This window comes from Paenibacillus sp. FSL R7-269 (genome assembly GCF_000517865.1).
GTDB lineage: Bacteria > Bacillota > Bacilli > Paenibacillales > Paenibacillaceae > Paenibacillus_AQ.
Genome location: NZ_ASPS01000002.1, coordinates 121918 through 146791, shown reverse-complemented (window position 1 = coordinate 146791; position 24874 = coordinate 121918). Strand labels below are relative to the sequence as shown.

The following is a 24874-nucleotide window of genomic DNA, read 5'->3' as shown; positions in this document are numbered from 1 at the left end:
GCCCGAGTCCCGCGCCCGCCCTCGCCACCCGCCCCGGTCCCGCCACCGCCACTCGTCCATTCCCGCGCCCGCCGTGCCACCCGTGTCACCCTGCCCAGTCTCGCCCCTGCCGTGCCAACCGTGACACCGCCGATTCCCGCCTACGCCGCACCTATCTCTTGCCGCCCATCCCATTGACCATCGCCGCACCATCCGCCCCTGCCCCAGCTCAGTAACATCCTCCCCTTTCAATAGTTGATTTGCCTATCCCGGCCGCTGGGACGTTCCCTCTATAATCAAGGTACAGATTCTAAGGGGGGCCGTTATATGAAACAGAAAAAAATACATGCCTACGTCTTTGTATTTCCCAGCTTGTTCCTGACCCTGGTGTTCGGCATTTATCCTCTGCTATGGGCCTTGCGTTATATGTTCTATGACTATCAAGGGTTTGGGACGCCTGTATTTATCGGCCTCGATAACTTCGGGCGGGTGCTGCGCGACCATCAGTTCTGGTCCTCTGTCAGCAATACCGGGATCTATGCACTCGGTAAGCTCGTGGTGACGATTCCGATGTCGCTGCTGCTGGCGATTATCCTGAACCGCAAAATGAAGGGGCGTTCCTTCCTGCGGGCGATTTATTATCTGCCTACCATCTTCAGCGCCTCGGTTATGGCGATTGTCTTCTTCATCATTTTCAACTCTTATAACGGCATCTTGAATCAGCTGCTAATCCGCTTCCACATCATCAGCGAGCCGATTGGCTGGCTCAGCGCCGACCATGCGATGATGACCACTATCATTATTGCTATCTGGGGTGCGGTTGGTAACTATATGCTGCTGTTCCTCGCAGGACTCCAAGGCATTCCGAATGATCTATATGAAGCGGCCTCGCTGGATGGGGCGAATGAATTCCAGAAGCTGAAGAATGTGACCATCCCGCTGCTGGGACCGGTGATGCAGATGATTATCATGCTGGCGATTACCATCTCGCTGAAGGGCTATGAGAGCATCATGGTGCTTACCGAAGGCGGGCCGTATGGCAAAACAGAAGTCATGTACCTGTACCTGTTCAAGCTCCTATTCCCGGTATCGGCGGAAGCACAGTCCATCCAGCAGCTCGGCTACGGCAGCGCAGTCGGCTTCACCACTGCGGTCATTGTGGGCGGTGTGACGCTGGTCTACTTCCGGATCTCCAAGAAATTAAACGATGTGTACTAGAACCGACAGGAGGAGAGCAGAATGAATAACACTCATACCCGTTCCGACATTTCCCCGCTGCTGACCCGCTCACTCGGCAAGGCTGTGCTCTGGATCTTTCTGATTGCGGCCGCCCTGCTGGCCTTGTTCCCGATCATCATGGTCGTGCTGGGCTCGTTCAAGACGAATCAGGAGCTGACCGGCAGTGCAACCATTTGGCCGTCAAGCTGGCATTTCTCGAACTATCTGGAAGCGTGGAAGAACGCCAACTTCTCCCGCTATACGCTGAACAGTATATTTGTAAGCGTGGTCACCACTGTCGGCACTTTGCTGGTGGCTTCAATGTCCGCCTATGCGGTAAACCGGGTTTCTTTTATCGGCAAAAAAGCGTACTCCCTGCTCATGGCCTCAACGCTGTTCATCTCCATCGGCGCCGTGGTGCTGCGTCCGCAATTTGACCTGATGGTGATGCTCGGCCTGAACAAGACGCTCTGGGGCGTCATTATTATCCTGATCAGCGCCCATGCCACCTGTTATTTCATCTTAATCGGCTTCTTCCAGAGCATTCCGCGCGACCTGGACGAAGCGGCGATGATCGATGGCTGCAACTTCTACTCTGTCTACCTGCGTATCATCCTGCCGATGCTGCGGCCTGCGCTGGCGGTTGCCGGGCTGGGGGCGTTCCAGGGGTCATGGAATGAATATATTCTGCCGCTGGTCTTCACGATGAGCAATCCTAAGCTTCAGACGCTTCCAGTTGGGCTGGCGAATCTGCGCTACGGAATCGGAGCGGCGTCAGAGGTACAGCTGATGATGGCCGGCGCGTGCCTGTCCATTTTGCCGCTGCTGGTGGTCTATGTGTTCGCCAACAAATCCTTCATGCAGGTGACGCTCGGCGCAGTCAAAGGTTAGTCCCGGAAAGAGTAGTGTTCCGCCCGCACTGTTGTTACAATGGGTTGCAAGGAGTGGTTCACGGATGAAACTCGGTTTCTACAAGCAGTCTTTGAAGAAAAGAATTCAGGTGCTGTACATCTTCCTCGCCATTCTCTGCATCAGTGTAACCGGGGTCGGCTCGTATCTCTTTGCGGAGCGCAGCATTCAGGGCAGTGCACTTGAGCTGAAGCAAGGTATTCTGAACAAATCCGTTCAGGTGATGGACGAGCACCTCCGGCATATCGTTGTCTCTTCCTATTCCCTTATGCTGGGTGAGAGCTTCGGCCAGGCGATGAAGGATGTCAGCAACAATAATACCTCTCATTATTATCAGAATCTGTCGCTGCTGCAGACTTCTTTTGACCAGCTTAAGCTGGTGGAGCCGTTGATCGATGCGACCTATCTCAGTACGCCGATTGGCGATTTTTACTCCACTAAGGATTTCCCCGACAGGAAGACCAACTTTATGGAGAAGTATGGCAGCTATCTGGAGCGGCCGGGCTGGAATACCCTGTGGCTGGGGGCCCATCAGAGCGAGCTGTTTCAGTCGAAGGGCCGGGTGCTCTCGCTGCTGCTGAAGCCTACGGTGATTGACAATCATAATTTCCCGAACGTCTATATGGTTGTGAACATGAAGGAGGAGGCGATGAGGTCTATCCTGGAGCAGGATCTGATGAATAATCAGGTTCAGCTCTTTTTGCTGCAAAAAGATGGATCGATGGTCATCCGGCCGGAGACGCAGACCTACGCGTTCAATACGGAGCACAATTTCGTCAGCCGTTTCAACCAAGGGACGGCAGGCGATTTCAACTATATCAATGCCAAAGGCGAGGAGCTGCTCGTCAATTACAGCACGTTGTCGATGAATGAGGACTGGGTCATGGTCAGTATTCAGTCCAAAGCAGACCTGCTGAAACCGCTGAACCAGATCCGTTGGCTGATCTTCTGGATTATGCTGATCTGTACCCTGGTGGCGCTGGCCTTGTCCAACCTGCTCGCCTCTGCACTGCTGAAGCCGCTCAACAAGCTGCAGCGTCTGATGGTGGAGGTGGAATATAACGACCTGGATGTGCGGTTTCAGAGCCGGTATGAGGATGAGGTGAGCGCCGTCGGCCATAAGTTCAACCGGATGCTGGACCAGATTCAGGTTCTGATTCAGGAGGTACGGACCTCGGAGCAGGAGAAGCGCAAGTCGGAGGTCAAGGCGTTACAGGCGCAGGTGGACCCTCATTTCTTATACAATACGCTGAATACGATCTTCTGGAAAAGCGAGAATGGCGAGAAAAGCGATGTCAGCGAGATGATTGTGGCCTTGTCGCTCCTGTTCCGCCTGGGGCTGAACAACGGGAACGATATTACGACCCTCCAGCAGGAGGTCCAGCATGTCCGGCAGTATTTGCAGCTCCAGCAGAAGTGCTATGAGAATCTGTTCACCTATACGATTGAGGTGGAGGATGATGCCTATCTGTCCGTCCGGATGTTGAAGATTCTGCTTCAGCCGCTGGTGGAAAATTCAATCCTGCACGGCTTCCGCGACAAAGCGGAGCTAGGCAGGATTGAGATCCGCATCTACCGCTCTGCCGGATTCCTGATCCTGCGGGTCACGGACAACGGCTGCGGCATGGATGCCGCTGCGCTTGCGAATGCGGTAAATGGCACCGAAGCAGAGCGCAGGGGGTATGCCTTGTCCAACCTGCGAAGCAGGCTCAGCCTGCATTACGGTGAATCCGCATCGATTGCCTTCAGCAGCATTCCCGATATTGCTACAACTGTAACCGTCACGATACCGATCCTCTAGGAGGCTGCCATGAACCCATTGACCCTGTGCGTAATGGATGATATTCAGACTGTCGTCAAAGGAATTGCTTCAACGATCCCGTGGGCGGATCATGGAATCGAGGTAGCGGGGACCGCCGGCAATGGCGAGCAGGGCTGGGAGCTGCTGCTGGAGAAGGACCCCGACATCGTTATCAGCGATATCCGTATGCCGAAGCTCAGCGGTCTTGAGCTCATGAAACGGGCTGCCGAAGCGAAGCTGCGGGCCAAATTTATATTCATCAGCGGGTATTCGGATTTCAGTTATGCGCAAGAGGCGATTAAGCTGGGTGCCTCCAACTATTTGCTGAAGCCGTTCACCCAGCCGGAGATTGTGGACGCTGTGCTGAAGGTGAAGCAGACTATTCAAGAAGAGCGGACGAGAGCAGAGCAGATACAGCAAATGGAGCAGAAGATGGTAGCCAGCCATTCGCAGCTGCGCCAGGATTATCTTACCGCTCTGCTGCGCCAGGAGACCCATATCAGCCTGAGTGACAGCCGCTGGCAGGAGCTGGGCATCGACCTGGATGCCGGCAATCTGCTGGTGATGGCTATTGAGCTGGACTGTTATACCGAATACGGGTACACCCTGCATCTGGATGACAGTGAAATCATTCCCTTTGCGATCAAGAACATCCTGGACGAGACGCTGAAAATGCACACGCGCGGCGTTGTACTGCGCGAGAGCAGACAGCGGCTGGCTGCGATCTTTAATCCGCCGGACGCCATGGATACGGCAGCGCTGCTGGAGCTGTGCCGTGAGAATGTGGAGAAATACAGCAAGAATACCGTTTCGATCGGCCTTGGCACAGCGGCACGGGGACCGCGTGAGATCCGGGCCTCCTTTGTGCATGCGGCCAAAGCGCTGGCCTACCGCTTTTACAGTGAGGGGAATTGTATCTTCCGCTTCACGGAGCTTGACCCGGAGAACCGCGCAGCCCCGGACTATCCTGAGGAGAAGGTGAAGGAGCTGTTGTACGCGCTCAAATCCGGCAATGAGGAAGGCTGCCATGAGATCATCGGTGATATCTTCCGGCAATGGACCCTCTCCGGCAGATATCCTGACCCGCTGTCGATGGTCCGGCTGTTGTCCGGGTTGACCTTTGCCATGTACCGCGCGTTCTGTGATGAAATCACGGAGGAGGAGCGCATACAGCTGGAGGCTGACCTGACGGCGCTGGAGGAGAACCGTTCTTTAACCTTTGGCGGCTGGAAAAGCTATATCAATCACTTCGCCAGCATGGGCTGTGAATTCGTCGATAGCAAGCAGTTCCGCGATGTAACACAGTCCATTAACCGGTCCAGAGAGTATATCCGGCTGCATCTGGAGGAGAATCTGACCCTGAACAGCTGCGCGCAGGCTGTCCATCTGAGCCCGAGCTATTTCGCAGGCGCCTTCAAGAAGGAGACCGGCATGACACTGATTCAGTATATTACCAAGCTGCGGATGGAGCGGGCGAAGGAGCTGCTGATTGCCGGGGCGCAGGTACAGGAGATTTCCTTGATGCTCGGCTATGAGGACCGCCCTTATTTTAGCGGCCTGTTCAAAAAATACTGCGGACTTACGCCCACAGCGTTCCGGCAGAAATACCTGAAATAAGCAGGAGCTGAAGGAACAGGGACAAGCATTTTTTCCCCCTTATAAAGTTAGAATGTCCCTCACCCCACTGAAAGCGGAACCATTATGATTACGTTAACAGATAGCCGATTACAGGCTGTCAGGACAAGCACAAGGGGGCATAACGATGGATAAAAAATGGGTTGTTGCAACAATGAGTACAGTGCTGGCACTGAGTCTGGCCGGCTGCGCTGCCGACAGCAATAAGGAGCCCGCGGCAAGTAACAGCAAACCGGCGGACACCAAGGGAGACAACGGAGCAGCAAGCGGCGGCAAAACCAAAATTATCTACTGGACACCCGACCGTCACGACGCCGACTTCATGAAATCAAAGGTTGATGAGTTCAACAAGACGAACAAGGATAACATCGAAGTGGAAATGACTGTGATGGGGGATAACTATCCGCAGGCGGTAGATATCGCTTTTGCGAGTAAGCAGGCTCCTGATGTGCTTCAGATCAACGACTTCCAGACCTATTACAAAAAAGGCTACATGGCCCCGATCAATGACTATATGAGCAGCGAGATGAAGGAGACCTTCAAGGACAGCCTGCTGGAGAACAAGAACACCGTTGACGGCAAGACCTATACCCTGCCCAATACCGGACAGATCTGGAGACTGATCTATAATAAAGATATCTTCAAGCAAGCCGGCATTGAGAATCCGCCGAAAACACTGGACGAGATGGTTGCTGCCGCCAAAAAGATTACCGAAACCGGCAAAAAGGACGGCGTATACGGCTTCGCCAGCCCGTTCAAGAGCTCAAGCGGCTTCTGGCGTGCATCCAATACTGTAGCAGGCGCGAGCAACAATACCGGTATTGACGGCTACAATTACAAGACCGGCCAATTCGACTTCAGCATGTACAAGGATATTGCGCTGGCCCTGCGTCAGATGAACGAAGACGGCAGTATGCTGCCGGGCGTAGAGAGCCTGGATATCGATCCGCTGCGTGCGCAGTTCGCCCAAGGCAAAATAGGCATGTACATTAACCACTCCGCAGAGCCCGGCGTCTACAAAGACCAGTTCCCGACCACCGCTAATTGGGCTGCCGTTGCTGTACCGACTACGGACGGAACGATAAAGGGCGCATCGCAGATCATCGGCGGCTCCTACATCGGCATCAGTGCGGACAGCACGCACAAGGAAGCAGCGTGGAAGTTCATGGAGTATGTGTACAGCGACAGCCTGCAGAGCGAATATTATGAAAAAGGCTACGGCATCTCGCTGATCCCTACGGTTATCAGCTCCGGCAAAAAACCAAGCATTCCCGGCATTGAAGGCTTCCTGCCGAAGCGCTATGACGCGATTTACCCGGCGAACCCGCTTACCATTACAGAAGGTTCACTGGAAGGCAGCAAATGGAGCGATGCGTTCTCGGCATTCGTCTTCACCGGCGGCGATGTGGACAGTATTATCAAAGACCTGGATACCCGGTATAATGCTTCATTAGAGAAAGCAAGAGCCTCCGGCGCAACGGATATTGTAGCCGATCCAAGCTTTGACGCATCGAAGCTGCAGGGGAAATTATCCACCGAAGAATAAGAGCTTACAGGTGGCGGCCGATACATGATGGTTCGGCCGCTTTTTTTATCAATAGAGAGGGGCAGATCCGAAATGATTATAGAGAATAGCGAAGCCGCAAAGACGGTTCTGAATGAGAGTTCGTCCCGCACCCTGCTTGCAAAGGGAGGCTCGATGATGATGGTGGAGGTTACCTTCGCTGCAGGCGGCATCGGGGAGGTTCATTCCCATGATGCGCATGAGCAGATCAGCTATATTGTGAAGGGCAGCTTTGAGGTCAAGGTCGGGGAGGAGAAGCGTATTCTGAAGGCGGGCGACAGCTTCTATGCCGGCTATAATGTTCCGCATGGTGTGAAGGCGCTGGAGGATTCCGTGATTCTGGATGTGTTCAATCCGTTCCGTGAGGATTTCTTGGAGAAGCAGGAATGAAGGATTATTATCTGAGTACACCTGAGCTGCGCAGTGCTGCCGCTTATTATGCCCGCCATTTCCCCATCGAGGCGCAGAACTCGGTCCAGATTGCCGAACATGCTGTGGACAATGAATTCATTATTCCTTATACCGGCGATCTGAGCCGCTGGATTCCGCTGGGCAAGCCGGTGGCGGACTGGCTGCATAATCCTACGAACGACCCCGAATTCACCTGGGGCATCAACCGCCACTGGCATATGCTGGATCTGGGCAAGGCCTATCTGATGAATGGCAAGCCGGAATACGTTACGGCCTTTATGCAGCATTTCCGCAGCTGGCGCGGGCAGAACCCGGTTCCTGTGATCCCGTCATATGAGGAGGCGGTATTCTTCCAGAAGCCGGGTCCATGGCGTCTGCTGGAGACCGGCCTGCGCGTGCAGTCCTGGATCTCTGCGTATAAATATATGGAGGACAGCCCGCTGCTGGACGGATGTTTCCGCAGCGAACTGCTGGAGGGGCTTGCGGAACATGCTGAATTCCTGACCCGTTACCTCGGCAGCACGGAGATCAATCATGCGATTATGCATATGCAGGGCCTATACATGATTGCTGTCTTCCATCACGGGCATCCGTGCGCACCGTATTGGCGGCAGCTGGCCGGGGAGCGCCTGGAGCTGTGCCTTTTGCATCAGGTCGGACCGGAAGGGATTCAGATTGAGCTGACCACCCATTATCATGATGCGGCCATCGAGATGTTCGGGACGCCTTATCTGCTGGGCGCTTTGTCCGGCCACCCGTTCTCTGCCTGGTACGGCGGACAGCTCCGCAAGATGGCCGCGTTCACCGAAGCGCTGGTCCGCCCGGATGACCAGTCCACCGGGATCGGCGATTCCGACTGGATCAGCAGCGGCCGGCAGCGGCTGACACTGCTGGGTGCCATTCTGAAGGATGATGCGCTGATTGGACGCGGCACAGGTAATGCAGAATGCCTCTGGCTGCTGGGAGCCGAGGCATATGAGCGGTGTGTGCAGCTTCAGGCGGAGTCTGCGCCTTCGGTGAACAGCGTGGCTTTTGTGCAGACCGGATATTATGTGATGCGGGACCCGCAGCAGTATCTGTTCTTCGATGCCGCAGAGATGGGCGGAGCGCACGGTCATGCGGATGCGCTGAATCTGGAGTGGATGTGGAAAGGGCAATTGCTCTTCACGGATACCGGCCGGTACACCTACGAGGAAGGGGAGTGGCGCCGTTATTTCAAAAGTACCCGCGCGCACAACACCATCACCGTAGGCGGGTTGGATCAGACGCCGTATATCTCCACCCAGCAATGGGGCGAGCCTGTTGCTAAGGCCAGCACCTTCCGCTGGGAGAGCAACAGCCGTTACCATTTCATTGATGCCGCGCATGACGGATACATCCGTCTTCCCGGTCCGGTCATGCACCGGCGCTGGGTGCTGCTGGGCGTGGAGGTGCCGCTGCTGCTGATTGCCGACTGGCTGGAGGCGGATGGCGAACATGAGCTGGAGCAGCGGTTCCATCTGCACCCGGAGGCGGTGCTGGAGCTGTCTTCCGAAGCCGGAGCGGCTGGAGAAGCAATGACCGGAGCCAGAGAACCCGAAGTCGCAGCCGCACAGCCTACAGTAACCGTGGTCTATCCCGGCTCTACAGTGAAGCTGAATATGAGCTGGATGACCAGCGGCCTGATGGATGAACAGTTCACGGTTAGTAAGGAGCAGGGCTGGGTATCGGAGGTCTACGGCTCCAAATCGGAGATTCCGGTAGTAGAGGGCCGGGCGGCCTGGGCCGGCAAGGCTGGAATTCTGACGCTGTGTCTGCCCGAAGATGCGGCGGACGGCAGCGGTCCGCTGCACGTGAGCACCTGCGTGGTGGATGCGGAGCGGCGGCGGGTCGAGCTGTCCTATGTATACGGTGATGCGATCGGCACGATCGTAATCGGTACGGACACCCTGGGCTGGACGGAGCGGAAGGAATAAGGGTCTAGTTGTTAGCCTTGAAACTAATTTACATGAGTTTATGCAGACTTTTCCGTCCGCCGTTTGCGCGGCTCCGGGAGAGTCTTTTATTTTGCAAACAATGGCAAACGTACGTTCTGGAGCGTGTGGTGGAGGTATGCTATACTATTGAGACGAGAAGTTTCATAGATTCTGGTGTCATAGAGTGCCAGGGTTCAACGGAAGGAGTCTGCTGAAATGACGGTTAACTTCATCATCGGCCGCTCGGGCAGCGGCAAGACGACTACAATATGGGAGCGGGTATCCTCCAGGCTGAAGGCAGAGCCGCTGGGAGCCCCGATCATTATACTTGTTCCCGAACAGGGATCGTTCGGAGCGGAACGGGGACTGCTGGCGGCGGGCGGCGTGAAGGGAAGTCTGCGCGCCCAGACGCTCAGCTTCTCGCGGCTTGCCTACCGGGTGAAGCAGGAGACCGGCGGCAGCGCGAGTCTGCCCATCAGTGAAGAAGGCAAGAAGATGCTGATCTACAAGATTATCAGCAAACGCAAGGAGGAGCTGAAGCTGTTCGGCGCTTCCTCGGACCGGCCGGGATTTGTAGAGCGGCTAAGCAGTCTGCACACGGAGCTTAAGCGCTGCTGTCTTGGAGCCGGAGACCTGGAGGAGCAGATCGGCAGAATGCGGGATGCCACGCTGGGCAGCCCTATTCTGGCCGGGAAGCTGGATGATCTGCATCTCGTCTTCAGCGAGCTGGACCAGGAGATGTCACAGCTCTATATAGATGAAGAGGATAGACTGGCCGAACTGGCTGAGCATATTGCGGACTCTGCCTATATCCGCGGCGCCGAGATCTGGGTGGACGGCTTCCACGGCTTCAGCAACCAGGAATTTGTCGTCTTACGTGAGCTGATGCAGTACGCGGACACAATGACTATTGCGCTCACAGTGGACCGGATCTATCCGGCGGGCGTTGCCCCGCATGAGCTGGATCTGTTCCATCCGGCGGTGGTTACTTATATTAAGCTGCGGGGAATAGCGGAGGAGATGGGACTTACCGTATGGGATGAGCTGCTGGCTCCGCCCGTCCTCCCAAGGTTCAAGGACGCTCCCGTACTCGCCCATCTGGAGCGCGGATTACAGCGCCGGCATCCCTGGGCAGGACCGGCTGAACAGGTGAAGGAAGCCATCAGCATCCGGGCTGCGGCTTCACGCCGCACCGAGGTGGAGGGCGTGCTGCGGGAGATGCAGGCCCTGGCCAGAGAATCGGGAGCCAAATACGGGGAAATGGCAGTATTCATGCGCAATATGGCCGATTATGAGCCGCTGATTGCTCCGTTATTTCAGGACTTCGGCGTTCCGTTCTTCCTGGACCAGAAGCTCAGTGAGCTGCATCATCCGCTGGTGGAATTCATCCGCTCCGCCCTGGATGTCGTCCGCCGCCGCTGGCGTTATGAAGATGTGTTCCGCTGCGTGAAGACAGAGCTGCTGCTGCCGCTGGACGGAAGCATTACCCGCACTCATATGGATGAGCTGGAGAATTACGTGCTGGCCTGCGGCATTCACGGCTACCGCTGGACGGACGGGCGATCCTGGAAGGGGATTCCCCGCCTGTCGCTGGAGGGAAGTGAGGCTGTAGATGAAGCCATGCTATCCAGAATGGAAGCCTGCCGGAGTGCGATTACAGGACCGCTGCAGGCGTTTGAGAAGAGAATCAAAGCCAGCCGCAGCGGCCTGGAGCTATGCCGGGCGGTATATCTGCTGCTGGAGGATACGGAAGCGGCACGCAAGCTTGAAGGGATGGGAGCGGAGTCTCTGAAGCAAGGCCGTCCGGAGGCCGCACGGGAGCATAGCCAGCTCTGGGGCGCTGTTCTGGGTCTGCTGGACCAGATTGCTGAGATGATGGGCAAAGAACGGATAGAATTCAGCCTGTTCGCCGGGGTGCTGGAGACCGGTCTGGCAGAGCTTAAGATGGGGCTCGTGCCGCCCGCACTTGACCAGGTGCTGGTAGGTACGATGGACCGTACCCGGGTGTCGGGGGTGAAGTACGCCTTCCTGCTCGGTTTCAACGAAGGAGTGGTTCCGGCGCAGTTCAAGGAAGACGGAATTCTTTCCGAGGGGGAGCGCCTCCTGCTGGAGAAGTCTGGTATGGAGCTTGCGCCGGGCTCATCCCGGAAGCTGCTGGATGAGCGCTTCCTGATCTACAATGCGCTTACGACGGCCAGCAGGAAGCTGTGGATCAGCTATGCTGTGGCTGACGATGAGGGCAAGGCGCTGCTGCCTTCGGAGGTCATCCGCCAGCTGCAGGGAATGTTCCCGCATATGTTGGATGAACAATTCCTCTCCGGCTTCCCGCAGAGCGGCAATGACGACGACGCTGTCCATATGGACTTCATCGGCCATCCTGAGCAGACGCTCCGCATGCTGCTGCTTCAGCTCCGCCAGTGGCGTCAAGGAGCAGAGATACCCGGCATGTGGTGGGAGGTCTATAACTGGTTTGCAGCGGAGCAGGGCGCAGACAAGCCTGCGGGTGAACAGGCAGCGGAATACCGCCATGCGGATCTGTCCATGAAGCTGAAGCTGGAGCGGTTGCTCAGCTCGCTGTTCTACCGCAATGAAGGCATACGGCTGAAGAAGGAGACAAGCCTGCGCCTGTATGGCGGTTCCACGCTGCGCGGCAGCGTGTCACGGATGGAACGGTTTGTCGCTTGCTCCTTCTCCCATTTCGCCTCCTACGGGCTGAGGCTGAAGGAGCGCCAGCTCTACAAGCTCCAAGCCCCGGATATCGGGCAACTCTTTCATGCGGCCCTCAGTGAGATGGCGAAGCGGCTGCAGGAGCAAGGCCGCAGCTGGGGCAGCATGACTGCGGAGGAATGCCGCACGGAAGCGGGGAAAACCGTAGACAAGCTGTCTCCGCTGTTACAGGGAGAGATTCTGATGAGCAGCAAGCGCTACGGCTATATTTCTCGCAAGCTGAAGAATATTGTCGGCCGCGCTTCGGTCATCCTCGGGGAGCATTCGCGGCGCGGGAGCTTCGAGCCGGTCGGGCTGGAGCTGGATTTCGGCCCGGGACAGGAGCTGCCTCCGCTGAGAATTACACTGCCGAACGGCTGTGTCATGGAGGTGGTCGGGCGGATTGACCGGGTGGATAAGGCTGAAGGGGAGCAGGGGATTCTGCTGCGGGTTATCGACTACAAATCAAGCCAGAAGGACCTCAAGCTGCATGAGGTCTACTATGGATTGTCGCTGCAGATGTTAACGTACCTTGATGTGCTGCTGACTTATTCCGAGCAATGGCTTGGCCAGGAAGCTCTGCCTGCCGGGGCGCTCTATTTCCACGTTCATGATCCGCTCCTGACCTCAGCCAACGGAATGAACCGGGAGCAGGCGGAGCAGGAGCTGATGAAGCGCTTCAAGATGAAGGGCTTGCTGACCGCCGACCGTGAGGTGGTCTCGCTGATGGATACCACACTCGACAAAGGGTATTCCTCTATTGTTCCGGTAGCGCTGAAGAGCGACGGCAGCTTCTACAGCAGCGCATCTGTAGCTACCCCAGAGCAGTGGGGGCAGCTGCGGTCCTCGGTGCGCAGCACGATCTCGGAGATCGGTACCAGCATTACGGAGGGGGATGTGGCAATACAGCCTTACCGCATCCAGCAGGAAACGGCTTGCACCTTCTGCTCCTTCCGTCCCGTCTGCCAGTTCGATGAGACGGTGGAAGGCAATAGCTATAACATTCTAAGTAAGCCGGGCAAAGAAGTGATCTGGGATCTGCTGTCCCGCAAAGGAGGAGAGAAGCTGTGAGCACAAGACCTATACCCGAGACGAAGCCGGAAGGCAGTCTGTGGAGTGACGACCAATGGCGCGCCATTGCCGAGAGCGGCAGCGATATTCTCGTGGCGGCGGCAGCCGGTTCCGGCAAAACTGCGGTTCTCGTCGAGCGGATTATCCGCAAGATCAGCAATGAGGAAGCTGGCTTCAGCGTGGACCGGCTGCTGGTGGCAACCTTCACCAAGGCTGCCGCCTCCGAGATGCGCCAGCGTATCCGGGAAGCGCTGGAGCGTAAGCTTGCGGAGGACAGTGAGGGCGGGAACGAATATCTGCGCCGCCAGCTTGCTCTCCTGGGCAGAGCCTCCATTACCACGCTGCATTCCTTCTGCCTTGAAGTAATCCGCCGGTATTACCAGATGATTCCGATTGATCCCGGCTTCCGTATCCTGAATGAGCATGAGGCGGAGATGATGCGCCAGGAGCTGCTGGAAGAGCTGCTGGAGGAGAAATACGGCGAGGTTGCCGAGGACGGGGAAGATACCCTGTTTGTGCAGCTCGCAGACTGGTTCAGCGGTGAACGAAGCGATGATGCAGTGCATTCGCTGATCCAGCGGCTGCATGATTTTGCGCGCAGCCATCCCTGGCCTGCGCAGTGGCTGCGGGATACCGCAGCAGACTTTGCGCTGCCGGATGCTGAGGCTCTGAGCCATACGCCTTGGGTGCAGAGCATTCTTGCCGAAGCCCGGCTTACGCTGAAGGGCGCGGTCAGCCAGCTGGAGCAGGGGCGTGAGATCGCGCTTCAGCCCGGAGGTCCGGCGCCTTATGCGGAGAATCTTGCTGCCGATCTGGAGATGGCGCAGGGCCTGCTGGACGCGGTGGACTCGCAGCCCTGGGCCGGATTGTATGATATCTTCATGGAGATCTCCTTCGGGAAGCTGAAGCCCTGCAAGAAGGATGCCACTGATCCGCTGCTTCAGGAGAGCGTGAAGGCGATCCGGGATCAGGTGAAGAAGAGCCTGCTCGAGCTGCAAAAATCCCTGTTCGGCCGTCCGGCGGAATCCTTCCTGGGGGAACTTCATACGGCGGCTCCGCTGATGCAGGAGCTGGCGGAGACCGTAATTGCGTTCGGCGAGCGCTACCGGCTGGAGAAGGCAGGCCGGGGGCTGGTGGACTTCAGTGATCTGGAGCATTACTGCCTGCAGATTCTGCGCCATAAGGACTCGCAGCCCGGGCGTTCTCTCCCGTCGGATGCGGCGATGGAGTACCGCAGCCAGTTCGACGAAGTGCTGCTGGATGAATATCAGGACACCAACAGTGTACAGGAGGAGATTGTCCGGCTGATCTCCCGGGAAGCCCCCGGCAACCGCTTCATGGTCGGGGATATGAAGCAGAGTATTTACCGGTTCCGCCTGGCGGAGCCGGGCCTGTTCCTGGACAAATACCGCAGGTTCAGTAATGGGCTGTCTTACGGAGACAGTGCAGGCAACAATCTGCATGACGGTGAGGCAGAGGGCCGGGCGGCTGGGACTGATCCGGGACAGGAGGAACGGGAAGATGGCCTGGTCATCGATCTGGCCCGCAATTTCCGCAGCAGGCTGGAAGTGGTGAATGCGGTGAATATGGTCTTCCGGCAGATCATGGACAGCAATGTCGCGGAGATCAGCTATGATGAGAGGGCAGAGCTGGTGTACGGAGCGAACTTCCCGGGAGCTGCGGAGAAAGGCCCGGATACTTATTTTGCGCCGGAGCTGCTGCTGATTGATAAGGGAGGCTCTGCCCCAGGGCCGGCGGACGAAGCAGCAGAGGGCGATGAGCTGCCCCTTCTGGAGCTGGAGGCTGCTGAGAGTGAGACTGCACAGCTGGAAGCCCGGGCTATTGCCCGGCGTATCTCGCAGATGACGGGAATGACCGGCGGTGAGCCGCTGCTGATCTATGATAAAGCACTGCGGATCATGCGTCCCGTAGTATACGGCGACATTGTCATTCTGCTGCGTTCGGCCCGGGTATGGACGCCGCTGATGATTGAGGAGCTGCGGGCTGAAGGGATTCCGGCGTACGGTGACCAGAACAAGGGGTATTTCCAGGCTACGGAGGTGGAGATTGCCCTCTCCCTGCTGCAGATTGTCGATAATCCCCGTCAGGACATTCCCCTAGCCGGAGTGCTGCGCTCACCGGTGGTGAATCTCCGGGAGGAGGAGCTGGCGAAGGTGCGGCTGTGCAGCAGAGGGACGTTCTACGATGCGCTGGTTGCGGCTTCTGAAGCAGGAGAGGCACTGCGGGACAATCCGCCGGATCTGTTCTGGGATGCCGCGCTGCTTGCGGGGCAGGATGCCGGTACCGGTGACACAGCCGGAGAGACAGCCGCTGCGTCAGAGCTTACGCCATCGTCAGCAAATGAGGGTGTACAGGAAGGTATAACTGACGGAACCGATGCTTCGGCGGCGCTGCGTGATATTCCTATTACGCTGCAGCGTAAGCTTAAGTCCTTCAGGGATAGGCTGGAGAACTGGAGAAATGCTGCCCGGCAAGGAAGCTTAAGCGAGCTGATCTGGAGGATCTACCGTGAGAGCGGGTATCTGGAGTGGGTCGGTGGGCTTCCCGGAGGCTTTCAGCGCCAGAACAATCTGAAGGCGCTGTATGACCGGGCTGTTCAATTCGAGAACGAGACCTCGGCCAGAGGACTGTTCCGCTTCCTGGTGTTCATCTCACGGCTGAGAGAGAACGGCGGCGATCTGGGGGTTGCCGGAGGAAGCAGCGAGGAGGCCGGGGGCGTCAGAATTATGACGATCCACAAGTCTAAGGGTCTGGAGTTCCCTGTTGTTTTCCTGGCAGGCATGGCCAAAATGTTCAACCGTCAGGACCTGCATTCTCCGTTCCTGATGCACAAGGAGCTTGGCTTCGGGCCGCGCTTCGTGGAGCGGGAGACCCGGGTCAGCTACCCGACACTGCCCTATCTGGCGATTAACCGCCGTTCGCGGCTGGAGCTGCTCGCTGAGGAGATGCGCGTGCTCTATGTCGGACTGACCCGTCCGCGTGACAAAATGATTCTGGTCGGCACGGTCAGGGATCTGCCGCGCACGGTTTCGGGCTGGGCAGCGATGCAGGGCCGCGAAGAGCTGCTGTTGGCGGATCACCTGCTGGCCCGGGGCCGCAGTTATCTGGATTGGGTGGGACCGGCGCTGATCCGCCACCCTGCCGCTGCTATTCTGCGCAAGCTGGCAGGCAGCGAGGGGCCAGTATCCACGGTGCTGCATGGCGATGAGTCGAACTGGAGTATTACGGTGACTGGAGCAGCGGAGCTTAGCCCGGGCGCTTTCCTTGCCGGGGACGGCGATCAGGACAAGAACGAACAACGTCGGGTCATTCTGGAGGCGCTCCACAGGGGCAGCGCGGTGTCAACACCTGAGACCCCGGCTACTGCACAGATTGCGGAGAGACTGGGCTGGACTTACCGGTACACGGCAGCCTCAAGCATCCCTGCTAAGACCTCGGTCACCGAGCTCAAGGGATTATTATCGATGCAGGAGCAGCCTTCTTACGACCAACTGGAGGAGCGGAGGCTTCCGGGTGGACCGGACGAACGGAAAGAGCGCGGGTATAGGGACAGCCTGCATCTTCAGCGGCCGAAATTCATGGAGCAGCGGGGACTTACCCCTGCCGAGCGCGGAACGGCTTACCATACGGTGATGCAGCATATTCCCCTGGATGAGCCGTTAGACCGGTCAGTGCTGGAGGCTACGCTTGAGCGTCTTGTAAGGCTTGCTATCCTTAGCAGGGAACAGGCGGATGCGGTGGTGCTGGAGGAAGTTGGGCAGTTCTGCCGGAGTGAGCTGGGCCACAGACTCTTCCACTCTGTATGGAAGACCAGAGAGCAGCCCTTCAGCTACACGATGCCAGCCGGTGAAGCCTACCGGGGGCTTGACTATCTGGATGAAGCGGCTGCCGGACTTGCGGATGAACGCGGCGGCGGTGATTTTGCGGAGACAGTAATGATTCAAGGGGTGATCGACTGCCTGTTCCGGGAAAAGGGACGGCTGATTCTGCTGGATTACAAAACAGATCATATCCCTCCGCACGGGGACGGGCTTGCACAGCTGTCAGACAAATACCGTTTCCAGCTCGAGCTGTACAGCAAGGCGCTGCTGGATATTCTGGGCGAGCCGGTCAGCGAGATATGGCTGTACTTTTTCGAAGGCGGACATGCTGTGAGATTGTGAGCGGTGGAGAAGGGTTGCGGTAACAGCGGCGGATATAGAGTGCTGAACGGTAGCTAAGACAAATTATAGGCTTGCGGTCTGGCGAGCGTTGGCTGAGCGAATGAACTGACTGTTTTTGTCCCTTAGAATGTTGCGGAATGTTGTACTTATTACAGCTTGAGTGTAGACATTGCTGCCGTGTTGGATCGGATTGCTGTATGAAATACAAGAATAGCTCTGTACATCGGCCTGTAGCAGGGGGAAAGTTGTCTTTCTTGCAACAATTCCAGTATAAGAAGGCTTCTTGGCGCAGGAAGGTTGTATTTCGTGCAGGATTAAATGGCCGATGATGAGGTGCAGCCGCTGTCAACCTACTTCAACCTCGAACAGAATGAAAGATCAATGAAATCAGAGGACAACAGCGGACGGAAGTCCAAATGTTCAACTAAGCGACGGCCAAGCTTTGAGTTCAAATCTTAAGTGCTTTTTATATATGATTGCCGCAGACAGGCGGGGAAAAGAGGGCGGAAATGCGCATATTGCATACAGGAGACTGGCATCTGGGGCGGACGCTGGAGGGCCGAAGCCGGCAGAAGGAGCAGGAGCAGTTCGTGGATGAGCTGGTGGAGATTGCCGATTCCTCCGGGACAGATCTGATTCTGATGGCGGGGGATGTCTACGATTCGGTGAATCCTCCGGCTGCAGCGGAGCAGCTGTTCTATGACGCGGCGGCCCGACTGACGGCAGGCGGCCGTCCGCTGGTGGTTATCTCGGGCAATCACGACCAGCCTGAGCGCGTAGCTTCCGTGTCCCCGCTTGTCCGCAGGCAGGGGATTACGCTCGTCGGAATGCCGACTTCGGAACCGGTCACTGTGCATGCGCTCAGAACCGGCGAGATTGCCAAAATCGCTGCACTCCCTTACCCCTCTGAAGCCCGGCTCGGCGAGCTGCTTGCGGGGGATAGCGGAGAGGCTGAGCTGCGGCTGGCTTACAGTGCCCGGGTCGGGCGGCTGATGAATCTGCTTGGGCGCGAGTTCACCCCGCAGACCGTCAATCTGGCGATGAGCCATATCTATGTGCTGGGTGGCGTGGAGAGTGACTCCGAACGGCCGATCCAGGTCGGCGGTGCGTATACCGTTGATCCTTCGGCACTCTCTTGCGGCGCGCAATATACGGCACTTGGGCATCTTCACCGCGCCCAGCGGGTCAAAGGCGACGGGATGATCCGCTACAGCGGCTCCCCGCTGGCTTACAGCTTCTCTGAAGCAGGTCAGGCCAAATCGGTGGCCATGATTGATGTCGCGCCGGGTGGGGAGCCGGTGTTCGAGGAGATCTATCTCCGCTGCGGGCGGCCGCTGGTCAACTGGAAGTCTGCGGGCGGATTGCAGGAGGTCTACGGCTGGCTGGATGAGGGCCGGGACGCCGGGGCGTTCATCGATCTGGAGCTGCGGCTGACCGAGGCCATGTCCATGAACGATATCCAGCGGCTGCGCAAGGCACGGGAGGGCATCGTCCATATTCGCCCGATCTACCCGCAGATGGAGCAGGAGCTGGAAGAAATGTCCCGTTCCCGCATGCCGGTACAGGAGCTGTTCCGCAGGTTCTATCAGCGCCAGACCGGCGGCGCGGAGCCGGATGACAGCCTGATTGCGCTGTTCCTGGAGCTGGCGGAAGAAGAGCGGCACGATGCTGCGGAAGGGGAGGAGAACTGATTTGAAGCCGATATTGTTGAAATTATCCGGGCTGCAGAGTTACCGTGCGCAGCAGGAGATTGATTTTGCCAGCCTGACCGAGACGGGGCTGTTCGGGATCTTTGGTCCGACGGGCAGCGGTAAATCCAGTCTGCTGGACGCCATTACACTGGCGATGTACGGCAAAGTGGAGCGCGCCGTGAACGGAACCCAGGGAATTATGAACCATTCCGAGGACCAGCTCAGTGTGGCCTTCACCTTCGAGCTGAACTCCTCTTCCGGGGCGCGGCGCTACCGTGTGGAACGGAAATTCAAACGCACCGGGGAGCAGTCGGTCAGCAATACAATCAGCCGTTTCATCGAGGTCAAGGCGGACGGCGATCTTGTGATGGCCGACAAGCTGGCCGAGGTTACGCGCTGTGTCGAAGAGCACATCGGGCTGAAGATGGACGATTTCACCCGGGCTGTTGTGCTGCCGCAGGGCAAATTCGCCGAGTTCTTGTCGCTGCGTGGCGTGGACCGCAGGCAGATGCTCCAGCGTCTGTTCCATCTGGAACAGTACGGCGATGGGCTGGCACTGAAGCTGAGCCGCCGCGTCAAGGAGAACGAGGCGGCGCTGCGCGCTCTGGAAGCCGAGCAGCAGGGGCTGGGCAGCGCGGGCAAGGCAGATGTGGAAGCGGCCGCCGTCCGTGTGCAGGAGGCGATCCGTCATGCGGCGGATTGCCGGGGGCGGCTCACGGAGGCTGCGGAGCGCGCCGAGCGCTTCGTCCGCATCCGCGAGCTGCAGGAGGAACGGGCCCGCCGCGAGTCGCAGCGGCAAGGTCTGCTGGCCAAGGAGGAGCAGATCCTCCTCCTGGAGCAGAAGCTCGGCAAGGCGGACGAGGCCGAGCGGAGATTGCCCGCGCTGAAGGCTTGGCGCAGCGCGGAGGAGGCCTGGAAGGCCCGGGCGGCACGCGCCGGGGGCCTTGAGGCCTTGGCCGCCGCCGCCGTGCAGGAGGCGGCGGCCGGGGCAGAAGCGGAAGCAGCGGCCCAGACCGCGCTGTCCGCAGGCGAGCCGGCCCTCCGCGAGGAGGAGGGCCGGTACCGGCGCGCGCTCGAGCTGGAAGCCGAGCTCGGCGCGCTGCACAGCGAGCGGGCGGCGCTGCAGGCGCGCCGCGAGGAAGCCGCCCGGGGCCTGGCTGCCGGGCGGGAGAGCCTGGCCCGGGAGCGTGAGCTTTTGGCCCGCGGCCAAAAGAAACAGTACGAGCTGCAGCAGAGCCTGCAGCCGCTGGCGGTCCGCTCCCAGGAGCGGCAGTCTCTGCAGGAAGCCATGCAGAGACTGCAGGGACTGCGTTCTGCCGAGGCCCAGCGGGAATCGGCAGAACGTGAACGCCAGGGCCGCGCGGCGGTGCTCGCGGCGGCGGAAGCGCGGCTGTCCGCCGCCGGGTCCCGGCGGCAGGCGCTGGATGCCGGGCGCGGGGAACTGCTAGCCGCCGCCGCCCTGCACCAGGAAGAGCTGCGGACGGCCGAAGGGGCAGCGGGAGACGCTGCCGGCCGCCTGGAGGGGCATATCAGCGCGCTGGAGGCTGCGCTGAAGGAGCAGGAGGTTCACCGGCTCTCGCAGGCGCTCGCCGGTGAACTCCAAGAAGGGGTTCCCTGCCCGGTATGCGGCAGTGAGCATCACCCCTCCCCTGCGCTTCAACAGAAGCAGGGAGACCCTGAGGAGCTGGACAATAGGCTCCGCCATGTCCGCGTTCAGGCCCGGCAGGCGCTGGAGGCGCGCCATTTGCTGCGCAGCCTGCTGGAGCAAGATAGCTCGTGGCTCGCTGGGCTAGCGGGAGCCGCGTCCGAAGAGGCGCTGCACCAGTCAGCCGCTGGCGCGGCCGGGGCGGAGCCGGCTTCGGACAAGACGGCAAGCATTACTTCCCACGCCGCACCCGTACCCAAGCTCTCAAGCAGTTCCGGTTCGGATGCAGCATCTAACTCTCTGAACAGTTCTGATTCACACGCCGCACCTGATTCCTTAATTACCCCAGAGTCTCCCGGCTCCCAGACATTCGCGCAGCTTCCGGATGAACAAGCTCTATCCGCGCTGGATAGCTGGTTGTCTGCCTTGAATGAGCAGCTGGCCGCGCTGCGAGGCCGCTCCGCAGAGCTGCGCCGTGCGGCTTCAGACTGGCAGCGTTCCCTGCAGGAGCTGGAACAGGTGTATCACAAGGAGGCGGCAGGTGCCGAAGCAGAGAAGACCTGGCTGCAGGGGCTGTCTGCCAAGGCAGAGGAGCTGGCTGCTTCAGCCGGCAAGCTAAGGGAGGAATGGAGTCGTCTCTTCCCGGAGCTTGCCCCGGAGGAAGCGGAGAGAACGTATCAGGAGATGCTCGGCAAGGATGAACGCGCTGAGGAGATCCGCAGCCGGCTGGAGATCAGCGTCAAGTTCCTGGACGAGAAAAACCTCGCTGTGCAGACGCTGAACGAGCAACTGGCCGGATTGGATAAGGAGCTGGCGCAGTGGGATGCGCAGCTTGAAGGCAAGGAGGCACTTGCCCGCGATAAAGAGCAGCGCCTGCGCGAAGGGACCGGCGGCCAGCCTGCCAGGGAGCTGCTGGCCGCCTGTGAACGCAGGCTGCTGGAGCTGCAGACTGCGCTGGAACGCAGCCGGCAGGAACACCGCCGGGCAGCGGATAAGGCGCAGCAGCAGACCCGCGAAGCTGCGGTAGCCCGCCAGGCGGCAGAATCGGCGCAGGAGCATTATACCGCCGCCGCCGCCCAGTGGGAGGAGAGTCTGCAGTCTTCGCCGTTTGCTTCGGCCGCAGAGGTGGAAGCCTCATCGCTGGAGACTGGAGAACGGGCACAGGCCGCTGAACGTGTGAAGTCCTACCGCGAAGAAGAGGCGGAGTGCCTGCTGCAGCTGCGGAGCATTGAGGAGAAGCTGGCTGGAGCTGTGCTCAGCAATGAAGAATGGCAGGAGAGCCAGGACGCGCTGCTAAGGTGCAAAGAGGAGGATGAAGCCTCGCTTCAGGCCCGTGCACGGGCAGAGCGGGATCTGGAGGATCTGCAGCAGCGCCATATCCGCTGGGTAGAGCTGGAGGACAAGCGGGCTGGACATGCGGCGATGCAGGAGCGTCTATCCAAGCTGCAGACCGTGCTGCGCGGCAATGCTTTTGTGGAGTATATTGCTGAAGAACAGCTGATGCAGGTATGCCAGGCTGCGTCACAGCGTCTAAGGTTCCTAAGTAAGCAGCGTTATGCGCTGGAGGTGGATTCAGGCGGCGGCTTCGTCATCCGGGATGACGGGAACGGCGGCGTAAGACGTCCGGTGTCCACGTTATCCGGGGGAGAGACCTTCCTGACCTCCCTGTCGCTGGCGCTTGCCCTGTCAGCCCAGATTCAGCTGCGCGGACAATATCCGCTGCAATTCTTTTTCCTGGATGAGGGCTTTGGCACGCTGGACCCGGATCTGCTCGACACCGTCATCACTTCACTGGAGAGACTGCATAATGACCAGCTGTCCGTCGGTATCATCAGCCATGTTCCCGAGCTTCGGGCCCGCCTGCCGCGCAAGCTGATTGTAGTTCCCGCAGAGCAGGGCGGTGGGGGTTCAACCATTCTTTTGGAAAAAATGTGAAAGACGGGGTTGGTTGTGATGAGAATCACAGATACACCTCCAACCCCCTGTTATAATACAGCTAAGCCGACATTATTTGAAACACCTCGGCGGACGTATGACAGGGAATCTACTCCTTCTCATACGTCCGCCGCCGAAGCAGCTCATATGAGCTGTGAAGGGTGTTTCCTTTTTTTTGTCTTTTTTTGGTGAAACTCAAAAGTAGCAGCGGGATTACCGAATAGAGGGAGCGCCCTCCATTAAGGCAATCGAACAAAATGTATGCGAAAATCCGACTGCATTATGCTACAGCGAGGGTTAGCGAGCCAATTGTGCTGATGAAGTTATGCCCGGAGCAAATGTATTCAAAGAACCGAACACAACGTGCCGCCAGACCTGTTATAATACAGTCTGCCCACCCTATACTCTGTTATCATGATCCTCCACTCCCTGCCCCCTGACCCTCCTCCGCCTGATATCCTGATTCCATCCCCAACACTCTGCTCCCCCACTTTCCCTCACAATCCCAACCTAATCCGCCCCAATCATCTAGTTTTACCAGAATGTAGTCTTCCGTCTTTCGTAATTGCTCAACATCCTGTATGATTAGAGCCATACATTGAAATTTGTCGTGAAGCCAATCAGGCCGGAAGCCCGAAGACATTCAGGCGTGTGCGTCCCGCAGAGCTCAAGCTGAACAGAACGATACTTGATCCTCTTCTGGGTGATCTCCTGGGAGTACCGGGTGGTTATTGCACGGAAGAGAGTTGTGTTCATGTCTGTTATCTCAGCCAGTGCTGCGGATAGTGCCGGATGCAAGCTTCTGCATTACAAATTTTCTGGGAGGAAGCGTGGTATGGAAACTGTATTCAGCAAAATTATCGAAGGTACAATCCCGTCCAAAAAGGTGTTCGAGAATGAGCGGATTCTGGCGTTCCACGATATTGAGCCTGCTGCCCCTGTGCATGTGCTGATTATCCCTAAGAAATACATTGCTTCCATGAACGAGGTTACGCCTGAGGATCTGCCGCTGATCGGCGAGATTCACGCTGTAGCACAGCAGCTCGCAACAGAGCTGGGAATTGCTGATTCCGGCTACCGGCTAATTAACAATTGCGGTCCGGACAGCGGGATGGCCGTGCCGCATCTGCATTATCATCTGCTGGGCGGAGCCAAGCTTGGTGCCTTGACCGGGAACTCCAATTCTCATGCCTAAGTAAGCAATCTAACTATATGCAGCCTGACTGAAAAAAAAATAACGCGAAGGTTGACACCTTATTTAGGTTTGACCTATAATGAAAGGTGATGAACCGTGTTGTTATGCTCTTGGACGGTCTGGTCGGAGGGAGGGAAAACTGGTGTCTGAAACGAAAGTTCGCAAAAACGAGACAATTGATGCTGCACTTCGTCGCTTTAAACGTTCCATTGCTAAGGATGGTGTCTTGGCTGAGGTGAAGAAACGCAAGCATTATGAGAAGCCAAGCGTAAAGCGCAAGAAGAAGTCTGAGGCTGCTCGTAAGAGAAAGTTTTAGGAGGATTACCCACGCATGAATCTTAGCGAACGATTGAACGAAGATATGAAGCAAGCGATGAAGAGTAGGGACAAGTTCACACTCTCCACCATTCGAATGGTTCGTTCTACAATAAAGTATCTTGAAATAGATTTGAAGAGAACATTAGACGACAACGAAGTGCTTGATATCCTTAGTCGTGAGATCAAACAGCGCAAAGATGCCCTCCAAGAATTTGAAGCAGCGGGTCGCGATGAGCTTGCCGCGAGTACTAAGGCAGAAATCGAGATTATCATTAAATATCTTCCCGAGCAGCTTACCGAAGAAGAAATTAAAGTAATTGTACAACAGACCATCCAGGAAACCGGTGCTTCTTCGAAAAGTGAAATGGGTAAGGTGATGAGCGCACTGATGCCTAAGGTCAAAGGTCGCGCCGATGGCAAACTCGTGAACCAGGCGGTTCAGCAATTTCTGCAATAATATAACGCTAGCACCCCTTTCATTAGGGGTGTTTTTCATTATGTGGATCTTTTTGGATAGACCTGCGTATATGGAATACTAAGAATTATATGCAGGCGTACATACAATGATAAGTTGAGAATGCAATGGTTCATGTACAAAAGGGGGGCGCAGGCTTGAATAAGTTACGTACCATCATATTCTCCTGTATCGCGGCGCTG

Annotated in this window: 14 protein-coding genes; all 14 read left to right on the top strand. The window is 57.5% G+C overall.

Annotation, left to right across the window (positions count from 1 at the left end):
• Nucleotides 1-306 precede the first annotated feature (306 nt).
• Nucleotides 307-1197 carry a carbohydrate ABC transporter permease gene (locus C162_RS00990; protein WP_036690327.1) on the top strand — a complete coding sequence of 297 codons (891 nt, stop codon included), beginning with the start codon at nt 307-309 and terminating at the stop codon, nt 1195-1197.
• A gap of 21 nt (nt 1198-1218) precedes the next feature.
• A complete protein-coding gene (locus tag C162_RS00985) occupies nt 1219-2088 on the top strand; it encodes a carbohydrate ABC transporter permease (protein ID WP_036690325.1) in 870 nt (289 codons plus the stop codon).
• A 64-nt stretch (nt 2089-2152) separates the two neighbouring features.
• Nucleotides 2153-3907: a sensor histidine kinase gene (locus C162_RS00980; RefSeq protein ID WP_036690323.1), complete on the top strand. Its 1755-nt coding sequence runs from the start codon at nt 2153-2155 to the stop codon at nt 3905-3907.
• 9 nt (nt 3908-3916) lie between these two features.
• Nucleotides 3917-5524: a response regulator gene (locus C162_RS00975; RefSeq protein WP_036690321.1), complete on the top strand. Its 1608-nt coding sequence runs from the start codon at nt 3917-3919 to the stop codon at nt 5522-5524.
• Nucleotides 5525-5669: 145 nt separating this feature from the next.
• Entirely contained in the window at nt 5670-7088 is a 1419-nt protein-coding gene (locus tag C162_RS00970; RefSeq protein WP_036690319.1) for an ABC transporter substrate-binding protein, read from the top strand.
• 72 nt (nt 7089-7160) lie between these two features.
• Nucleotides 7161-7496: a cupin domain-containing protein gene (locus tag C162_RS00965; RefSeq protein WP_036690317.1), complete on the top strand. Its 336-nt coding sequence runs from the start codon at nt 7161-7163 to the stop codon at nt 7494-7496.
• Complete coding sequence (locus tag C162_RS00960; RefSeq protein ID WP_036690315.1) at nt 7493-9472, top strand: alginate lyase family protein; 1980 nt, start codon at nt 7493-7495, stop codon at nt 9470-9472. Before C162_RS00965 ends, C162_RS00960 begins: the two co-directional genes overlap by 4 nt.
• A 216-nt stretch (nt 9473-9688) precedes the next feature.
• Nucleotides 9689-13249, top strand: a complete 3561-nt coding sequence (gene addB, locus C162_RS00955; RefSeq protein ID WP_036690313.1) for a helicase-exonuclease AddAB subunit AddB — start codon at nt 9689-9691, stop codon at nt 13247-13249.
• Entirely contained in the window at nt 13246-17433 is a 4188-nt protein-coding gene (locus tag C162_RS00950) for a UvrD-helicase domain-containing protein (RefSeq protein WP_036690312.1), read from the top strand. Before addB ends, C162_RS00950 begins: the two co-directional genes overlap by 4 nt.
• 509 nt (nt 17434-17942) lie before the next feature.
• Nucleotides 17943-19124, top strand: coding sequence for an exonuclease SbcCD subunit D (locus tag C162_RS00945; protein ID WP_036690310.1), 1182 nt, complete (start codon nt 17943-17945; stop codon nt 19122-19124).
• 1 nt (nt 19125) lies between these two features.
• On the top strand, nt 19126-22704 hold the full coding sequence (locus tag C162_RS00940; protein ID WP_036690308.1) for an AAA family ATPase: 3579 nt from the start codon (nt 19126-19128) through the stop codon (nt 22702-22704).
• Between the two features lie 835 nt (nt 22705-23539).
• A complete protein-coding gene (locus C162_RS00930; RefSeq protein WP_036690358.1) occupies nt 23540-23899 on the top strand; it encodes a histidine triad nucleotide-binding protein in 360 nt (119 codons plus the stop codon).
• A gap of 142 nt (nt 23900-24041) precedes the next feature.
• Nucleotides 24042-24215, top strand: coding sequence for a 30S ribosomal protein S21 (gene rpsU / locus C162_RS00925; RefSeq protein ID WP_005547957.1), 174 nt, complete (start codon nt 24042-24044; stop codon nt 24213-24215).
• A gap of 15 nt (nt 24216-24230) precedes the next feature.
• Nucleotides 24231-24674: a GatB/YqeY domain-containing protein gene (locus C162_RS00920; RefSeq protein ID WP_036690304.1), complete on the top strand. Its 444-nt coding sequence runs from the start codon at nt 24231-24233 to the stop codon at nt 24672-24674.
• Nucleotides 24675-24874 lie beyond the last annotated feature (200 nt).